The organism is Streptomyces panacea (genome assembly GCF_040560175.1).
GTDB lineage: Bacteria > Actinomycetota > Actinomycetes > Streptomycetales > Streptomycetaceae > Streptomyces > Streptomyces panacea.
In genome coordinates this window covers 156,778-164,235 of record NZ_JARJHW010000001.1, presented here as the reverse complement: position 1 = coordinate 164,235, position 7,458 = coordinate 156,778, and the positions used below count along the sequence as shown (strand labels likewise).

6 protein-coding genes are annotated in these 7,458 nt (G+C 69.7%); 1 reads left to right on the top strand and 5 read right to left on the bottom strand.

What is annotated here, in order from left to right; genetic code table 11:
* Positions 1 to 52: 52 nt before the first annotated feature.
* The 5 genes from mmsA to P3L51_RS00695 all read right to left on the bottom strand — a co-directional run bounded on the left by mmsA (position 53) and on the right by P3L51_RS00695 (position 6,029).
* Positions 53 to 1,594 carry a multiple monosaccharide ABC transporter ATP-binding protein gene (mmsA, locus tag P3L51_RS00715; RefSeq protein ID WP_354602997.1) on the bottom strand — a complete coding sequence of 514 codons (1,542 nt, stop codon included), beginning with the start codon at positions 1,592 to 1,594 and terminating at the stop codon, positions 53 to 55.
* Positions 1,591 to 2,700 carry a multiple monosaccharide ABC transporter substrate-binding protein gene (chvE, locus tag P3L51_RS00710; protein ID WP_435594347.1) on the bottom strand — a complete coding sequence of 370 codons (1,110 nt, stop codon included), beginning with the start codon at positions 2,698 to 2,700 and terminating at the stop codon, positions 1,591 to 1,593. The genes mmsA and chvE overlap by 4 nt, the downstream gene beginning before the upstream one ends.
* An 18-nt stretch (positions 2,701 to 2,718) precedes the next feature.
* Complete coding sequence (locus P3L51_RS00705; protein WP_435594345.1) at positions 2,719 to 3,732, bottom strand: hypothetical protein; 1,014 nt, start codon at positions 3,730 to 3,732, stop codon at positions 2,719 to 2,721.
* Positions 3,733 to 3,831: 99 nt separating this feature from the next.
* Positions 3,832 to 4,869, bottom strand: coding sequence for a zinc-dependent alcohol dehydrogenase (locus tag P3L51_RS00700; RefSeq protein ID WP_354602994.1), 1,038 nt, complete (start codon positions 4,867 to 4,869; stop codon positions 3,832 to 3,834).
* The gene (locus P3L51_RS00695) at positions 4,866 to 6,029 is read right to left on the bottom strand and encodes a mandelate racemase/muconate lactonizing enzyme family protein (RefSeq protein WP_354602993.1); all 1,164 of its coding nucleotides are present in this window, start codon (positions 6,027 to 6,029) and stop codon (positions 4,866 to 4,868) included. The genes P3L51_RS00700 and P3L51_RS00695 overlap by 4 nt, the downstream gene beginning before the upstream one ends.
* A gap of 176 nt (positions 6,030 to 6,205) precedes the next feature.
* Here P3L51_RS00695 and P3L51_RS00690 point away from each other — a divergent pair, with 176 nt between their 5' ends.
* A complete protein-coding gene (locus P3L51_RS00690; protein WP_354602992.1) occupies positions 6,206 to 6,976 on the top strand; it encodes an IclR family transcriptional regulator in 771 nt (256 codons plus the stop codon).
* Positions 6,977 to 7,458: the final 482 nt, after the last annotated feature.

The window sequence follows — 7,458 nt, the reverse complement described above, 5'->3', positions numbered from 1 at the left end:
GGGGACTTGGAGAGGTCGGTGGTGGCCGGACCCATGTCGTCACCCATGTCGTCTACCTCGTGTTCCTGGTCATGTGGCGCATCAGCACTTCCTGGGTCGCGTCCGCGCGCGGGACCTCACCGGTGAGCCGGCCGGCCGCCATCGTGTAGACGCGGTCGCACATCCCGAGCAGCTCCGGGAGTTCGGAGGAGATGAAGACGACGGCCTTGCCCTCCGCGGCGAGCCGGTCGATGACCGTGTAGATCTCGTACTTGGCGCCGACGTCGATCCCCCGGGTGGGCTCGTCGAGCAGGAGGACGTCGGGACCGGCGAAGATCCACTTGCTGAGGACGACCTTCTGCTGGTTGCCGCCCGAGAGCCGGCCGGCCTGTTCGAAGACCGTCGGGGCCTTGATGTTCATGCTCCGGCGGTAGGACTCGGCGACGCGGGTCTCCTCGTGCTCGTCGACGATGCCGCGCCGCGACACCTTCGGCAGGGCGCTGAGGGTGATGTTGCGCCCGATGGTGTCGATGAGGTTGAGCCCGTACTGCTTGCGGTCCTCGGTGACGTACGCGATGCCGTGTCCCACGGCGTCGGGCACGGTCCTGGTACGGATCTCCCGGCCGTCCTTGAAGACGGTCCCGCTGATGTTGCGGCCGTAACTGCGTCCGAAGACGCTCATCGCGAGTTCGGTGCGGCCCGCGCCCATCAGACCGGCGATTCCGACGATCTCGCCCCGGCGGACATGGATCGAGACGTTGTCGACCACCTTGCGCTGCTGGTCGATCGGGTGGTGCACGGTCCAGTCGCGGATCTCCAGCGCGGGCCGCGCCTCGGGATCGCCGTCGTACGGGGTGCGTTCGGGGAAGCGGTGGTCGAGGTCGCGGCCCACCATGCCGCGGATGATGCGGTCCTCGGTGGTCGACTCGGCCCGCACGTCGAGGGTTTCGATGGTGCGGCCGTCGCGGAGGATGGTGACGGAGTCGGCCACTTCCGCGATCTCGTTGAGCTTGTGCGAGATGATGATCGAGGTGATGCCCTGCGCCTGCAATTCCCTTATCAGAACGAGGAGTTGGGCACTGTCCCCGTCGTTGAGCGCGGCGGTCGGCTCATCGAGGATGAGCAGCTTCACCTCCTTGGCGAGGGCCTTCGCGATCTCCACCAACTGCTGCTTTCCCACGCCGATGTCGGCGACCCGGGTCCCCGGGTGCTCGGCGAGTCCGACCCGCTTGAGCAGTGCGGCGGCATGTCTCAGCGTCTCGTTCCAGCTGATGATCCCGTGCCTGGCGTGCTCGTTGCCGAGGAAGATGTTCTCTGCGATCGACAAGTACGGTACGAGGGCCAGCTCCTGATGGATGATCACGATGCCGCGCGCCTCGCTGGCGCCGATGTCCTTGAAGGCGCAGGGCGAGCCCTGGAAGAGGATCTCGCCGTCGTAACTGCCGTGCGGATGAACCCCGCTGAGGACCTTCATGAGCGTGGACTTGCCCGCCCCGTTCTCGCCGCAGATGGCGTGCACCTCCCCCGGGGCGACGTTGAGGGTGACGTCGGAGAGCGCCCTGACCCCGGGGAAGGTCTTGCCGATGGAGCGCATCTCCAGGACGGGTGCGCTCACTTCAGGTCACTCGCCTTGATGTAGCCGGAGTCGACCAGAGCGGCCTGGTAGTTGGCCTTGTCGACGCTGACCGGGTCGAGCAGATAGGCGGGGACGACCTTCTTCTCGTTGTCGTACGTCTTCTCGTCGTTGACCTCGGGCTTCTTGTCGTTCAGTACGGCGTCCGCCATCTGGACGGCCTGCTTGGCCAGCGCCCGGGTGTCCTTGTACACGGTCTGCGTCTGCTGTCCGGCGACGATCGACTTGACCGAGGCGACCTCCGCGTCCTGGCCGGTGACGACCGGATAGGGCTTGGCGGAGGTGCCGTAGCCGTCCGACTTCAGTGCGGAGAGGATGCCGATGGAGATTCCGTCGTAGGGCGAGAGCACGGCGTCGACGTCCCCGGAGCCGTACGACTTGGTGAGCAGGTCGTCCATCCGCCGCTGCGCGGTGCCGCCGTCCCAGCGCAGTGTGGTGACCTGGTCGAGCTGTGTCTGGCCGCTCTTGACGACGAGTTGCTTCTTGTCGATGTACGGCTTGAGGGTCTTCCAGGCGCCCTGGAAGAAGTAGCGGGTGTTGTTGTCGTCCGGCGAACCGGCGAACAGCTCGATGGCGAAGGGGTCCTGGTCGTCGCCGCCGTCCTTCAGGCCGAGCTTGTCGATGATGTACGTCGCCTGGAGAACGCCGACCTTCTCGTTGTCGAAGGACGCGTAGTAGTCGACGTTCGGGCTGCCGAGGATGAGCCGGTCGTAGGCGATGACCTTGATGCCCTGGTCGGCGGCCTGGCCGAGTACGTCGCCCAGCGCCCGCCCGTCGATGGAGGCGACGACGAGGACGTCGACCCCCTTCGTGATCATGTTCTCGATCTGGGACACCTGCTGGTCGACGTCGTCCTCGCCGTACTGGAGGTCGGTCTTGTAGCCGAGCTTCTTGAACTCGGCGACCATGTTGCGGCCGTCGGCTATCCAGCGCTCGGACGATTTGGTCGGCATCGCGATGCCGACGGTGGAGCCCTTGCCGCCTTTCTTCTCCTCCTTGCCCCCGCCGTCGCCGCTCTGGCCGCAGGCGGTCAGCGCGAGGGCGAGTGAGGCGACGGCGACGGTGCGTGCGGCGCGGCTGGTGCGCATGGTCATCAGTCCTTGTCCTTAAGGAAGGGGGAAACGGTTGAGTGGTCCGGGAAGGCGCGAGCCGAGCGGCGACATCCCGCCGTCGGCGCCGTGCCGGGCGAGCAGGTCGAGGACGAGCCGGCCTCGCCGTACGCGTTCGCGGGCGGTGGCCAGGGTGAGATCGCGCAGATGGGCGCCGTACGGGTAGATGCCGGGCGCCTTGGAGAGACCGAACTTGAGGTACAGGGGCGCGCCACGCCGGATCAGTTCGGCGGTCTCGTACATCCGGACGTAGCCGCCGAGGTCGTCCGGCGCCTCGATGTAGAGGTCCATCGGGGCGCGGCTGGCGCGGCGGATCTCGGTGAAGTGGGCGAGGGCGAGATCGGAGGGGATGTTGAGGGAGTCGGCGCCCAGGCCCTCGTGGACCGCGTACGAGGCGGGGTTGACCGGCCCGATGAGCGCCGACACCTTCAGCGTGGTGTCGGCGGGCAGGATGCCTCGCGTACGCAGCCGGTGCAGCGACCAGAGCACCCCCTCGTCCGCGACGAGCAGGCACTTGACGCCCAACTCGGCGGCGCGCAGGGCGTCTTCGACGCAGCCGGCGAGGGCGTCGTGGCCCCGGGCGCGCAGACCGGCGCCGCCGGAGTCGGTGCGCGTGGCCGCGCCGATGTCCCAGGTGCCGCGCGGGCCGGTGAACAGGCACAGCTCGATGTCGCGCGCCGCGCAGGCGCCGGCCATCTCGGTGATCTCGTCGTCGGTGAGCATCCAGACACCGCTGCCCTGGCTGATCCGGTGGATCGGCACATCGAGGCGGGCGGCTTCCTTGAGGACTTCGGTGAGGACTTCGGGGCCCTCGACGGAGGGGATCTCGGTGCGCCAGGTGCCGCCGTCGGGGAAGGTGTGCGGGGACGCGTCGGCGGGGTGGTCGTCGGGCGCGGCCAGGCCGAGCGCGGCGAGCGCCTGCTCACCGGGGCGGCGGGGGCCGGGGGTTGGTACGTCGGTCAACGGACATGTCCTTCGGTCGCTGCCTGTCGATTCTTTGCTCGCGTTCATGGCGTCCAAGGCGTCCAGGGCGTTTACGGGTGTTCGATATCCCGAACTACGTTCGGGTCTTGCGATACGGCGCTGTCGCGGCGCGCCGGACCGGCGGGGTCAGGGGCGCAGCAGCACCTTCCCCGTGTCCGGGTCGCCGCCGCCGACGAGCGCGACGGCCTCGGCGTACCGCTCCAGCGGGAACTCGTGGGTGATCAGCGGGCCGGGGTCGAGCAGGCCCGCCGTGAAGGCGCGTACGGCGAAGGACCAGGCGGCCGACGGGGCGCCGAAGACGCTGCGTACGGTCAGCTGCCCGAATGACAGATGGACGGGGTCGATGCCGGTCGCGCCGGTCGTGAACATGCCGGTGAGCACGACCCGCCCGCCGCGCCGCGCCAGCAGGCAGGACGAGGCCGCCGTGGTGGGCGCGCCCGCCGTCTCGACCACGAGGTCGTAGCGGCCACGCCGGCTCTCGGCCTCGGCGGGGCTGATGACCTCGTGCGCGCCGAAGGCGGGTGCGAGGGCGGCGCGGGTGGTGCGCGGTTCGACGACCGTCAGCTCGCCCGGCGCGTAGGCGGCGAGAAGCTGGACGGCGAGCAGTCCGAGCGTGCCGGCGCCGACGACGGCGATCCGCTCGCCGGGCTCCGGACACCCGGCCCGTACGGCTCCGGCGACCACGGCGGCCGGCTCCAGGAGGGCGGCGGCCCGTAGGTCGGCGTCGTCGGCCAGGGGGTGCAACAGCCGTGCGGGGACGGTCACATGGTCGGCGAAGGCGCCCGGCCGGGTGAAGCCCGTCTCGTCGTAGCCACTCGTGCAGAGCGAGGTGTCGCCGGCGCGGCACCGCTCGCAGGTGCCGCAGGTGCGGAAGCCCTCGGCGACGGTGCGTCTGCCGACGAGTGCCGGTTCCACTCCCTCGCCCACCGCCTCGACGGTGCCGGACCATTCGTGGCCGGGGGTGACCGGGTAGCGGACGTACGCCGGGTCGCGGCGGCCGTCGTACACCTCGCGGTCGCTCATGCAGATCCCGGCGGCGGCGACCCTCACGAGCACCTCGCCGGATCCGGGGACGGGCCGCTCGCGCTCGACGAGCCGGTGGGCCCCGGGCCGGTCGACGACGATGGCGCGGCCTCGGCTCGGGGCGGGGGCCGGGGCGCTCATCGGGGCGCCTTCGGGTCGCGCTTCTCCCAGCCCTCGGCCCAGAGGTCGAACCGGGCCTGCTGCTGCGGGAATTCGGCCGCCGCGTCCGCGTCGAACTCGACGCCGAGTCCGGGCGCGTGCGAGATCTCGAAGCAGCCCGTCTCCGGGTCGATCTCGGGCGCGCCCGTGACGATCTTCTTGATCTCCGCGTCGGCGAAGTCGTTGAAGTGCTCCAGGATCTTGAAGTTCGGCGTACAGGCGGCGAGTTGGAGACTGGCCGCCGTCAGCACGGACCCGCCGACGTTGTGCGGGGCCACCAGCACGTAGTGCGTCTCGGCGGTGGCGGCGAGCTTCCGCGCCTCCAGGATGCCGCCGATGTGGCCGACGTCCGGCTGGATGATGTCGGCGGCCTGCGAGGCGAACAGCTCACGGAACTCGATGCGGTCGTGGATGCGTTCACCGGTCGCGAGGGGGATGTCCACTTTCCCGGCGACCTTGCTCAGCGCCTGAAGATTCTCCGGCGGTACGGGCTCCTCCAGCCAGGCCGGGTCGTACGGGGCCAGTTCGCGCGCCAGCCGTACCGCCGTGGCCGGGCTGAACCGTCCGTGCATCTCCAGCATCAGCTCGGTGTCGGGGCCGATCGCGTCCCGTACGGCCTCGATCAGCGACACCGCGTAGCGGGTCCCGGCGCGGTCCAGCTCGAAGTGGCCCGTGCCGAACGGGTCGATCTTCAGGGCGCGGTAACCGCGTGCCACGACCGCCTCGGAGGCCTGGTGGTACGCCTCGGGGGTGCGCTCCGTGGTGTACCAGCCGTTCGCGTACGCCTTGACCCGGTCGGTCACCTTCCCGCCGAGCAACTGCCACACCGGGACGCCGAGGGCCTTGCCCTTGATGTCCCAGCAGGCCGTCTCCACCACGGCGATGCCCGACATCACGATCTCGCCGGCCCGCCCGTAGTCGCCGTACTTCATGCGGCGGACCAGATCCTCGACCGCGAACGGGTCCGAGCCCGCGATGTGGTTGGCCTCGGCCTCGCGCAGATAGCCCACCAGTGCGTCGGTACGGCCGAGCATCCGTGTCTCGCCGACGCCGGTCAGCCCCTCGTCGGTGTGGACCAGGACGTAGGTGAGGTTGCGCCAGGGCGTGCCGACGACATGGGTGCTGATTCCCGTGATGCGCACTGCGGTGCCCCTCAAGGTTGATCGCGAGAGCTGTTCGATATTTCGTCATGCGTTCGAAATGCTGGCGTGACCGTAAACAGCCGGCGGAGGGGTGTCAATGGTGCGTGCAGCGGTTAGCCTTTGTTCGTCACTCCGACCGATGGCCGGAGTATCGAACACGACGGTGGGGGGCGGACATGGGGCGGCTGGTCCCCGCGGTGACGCGGGCGTTCGACATTCTCGAACTGTTCCTGGAGGGCGACGGGAAGCTCTCCGCGCCCGATGTCGTCCGCCGGCTGGGGCTGCCACGCACCACCGTGCACGAACTGCTCACCACCCTCGCCGCCCGGTCGTATCTGGAGGCGATCCCCGAGCAGCCCGGCCGCTACCGCCTCGGCGTGCGGGCCTACCAGCTCGGCAGCCGTTACGCGGAGCAGCTCGACCTCGCCGCCGAGGGCGGGCAGGTCGCGCGGGACATCGCGGAGACCTGCGACGAGACCGTGCACGTCGCGATCCTCGAAGGCCTCGACGTCATCTACATCGCGAAGGTGGACTCCACCCACACGGTCCGGATGGTCTCGGCGGCGGGCCGTCGGCTGCCCGCCCACTGCACCTCGGTCGGCAAGATGCTGCTGGCGTCACTCCCGGAGCCCGAACTCGACGCCCGGCTCACGGGCGGCGAGTTGGCCGCCATGACCGCCAACAGCATCACCGACCCGGCTGTGCTGCGGACGGCGCTCGCCGGGATCAGACAGCGCGGCATCGCGGTGGAGCACCGTGAGTCCAACTCGGACGTGAGCTGCGTGGCCGCCCCGGTCCGCGACAGAAGGGGCCGGGTCGTGGCCGCGCTCTCGATCTCCGTCCCGATGATCCGCTGGACCGAGACCCGTGAGGACGAGCTGGCCCAACTGGCCACGAAGGGCGCGGAAGCCCTGTCGGTACGGCTGGGCCACCGCTCCCGCGGCTGAACGGGGTCTTGCGGGCGGGAGCGGTGGCGCCTGCTACGACGGTGCGCGGGCCCTGCGGCTGTCCGCGACCCCCGGCACTACTCCGGCCGCGTCACCGTCAGCCCCCACCGAACGCTCTCCGGCGAGGCGTCGACCGCGACGGGGAAGGATCCCGCGGGGACGACGCCCGCGTCCATGGTCTCGGAGCCGATACCCACACCATGCGCACGGGTTCGAAGGCCCTTGTAGGTCGATTGATCACGGACCGCCCGAGGCGATCCGCCGTCGAGGACTTTCCGCTGATGCGTGACAAAGTATGGACGGTCCCGACAGAAGTCTCTAGTCTTTCGCTCGATGTCGACTGATGGCGTACATGACACGAACCATTGGTCGAGCCGCGAACCGCCAGAGCGCCACGTCCGCATCCGTCGCCAGACCTCCGCATCCGGATCGAAGGGCCAGCCCCGGCGGTGAACTCCGCCCAGGGACAGGGGTGTTCTTCC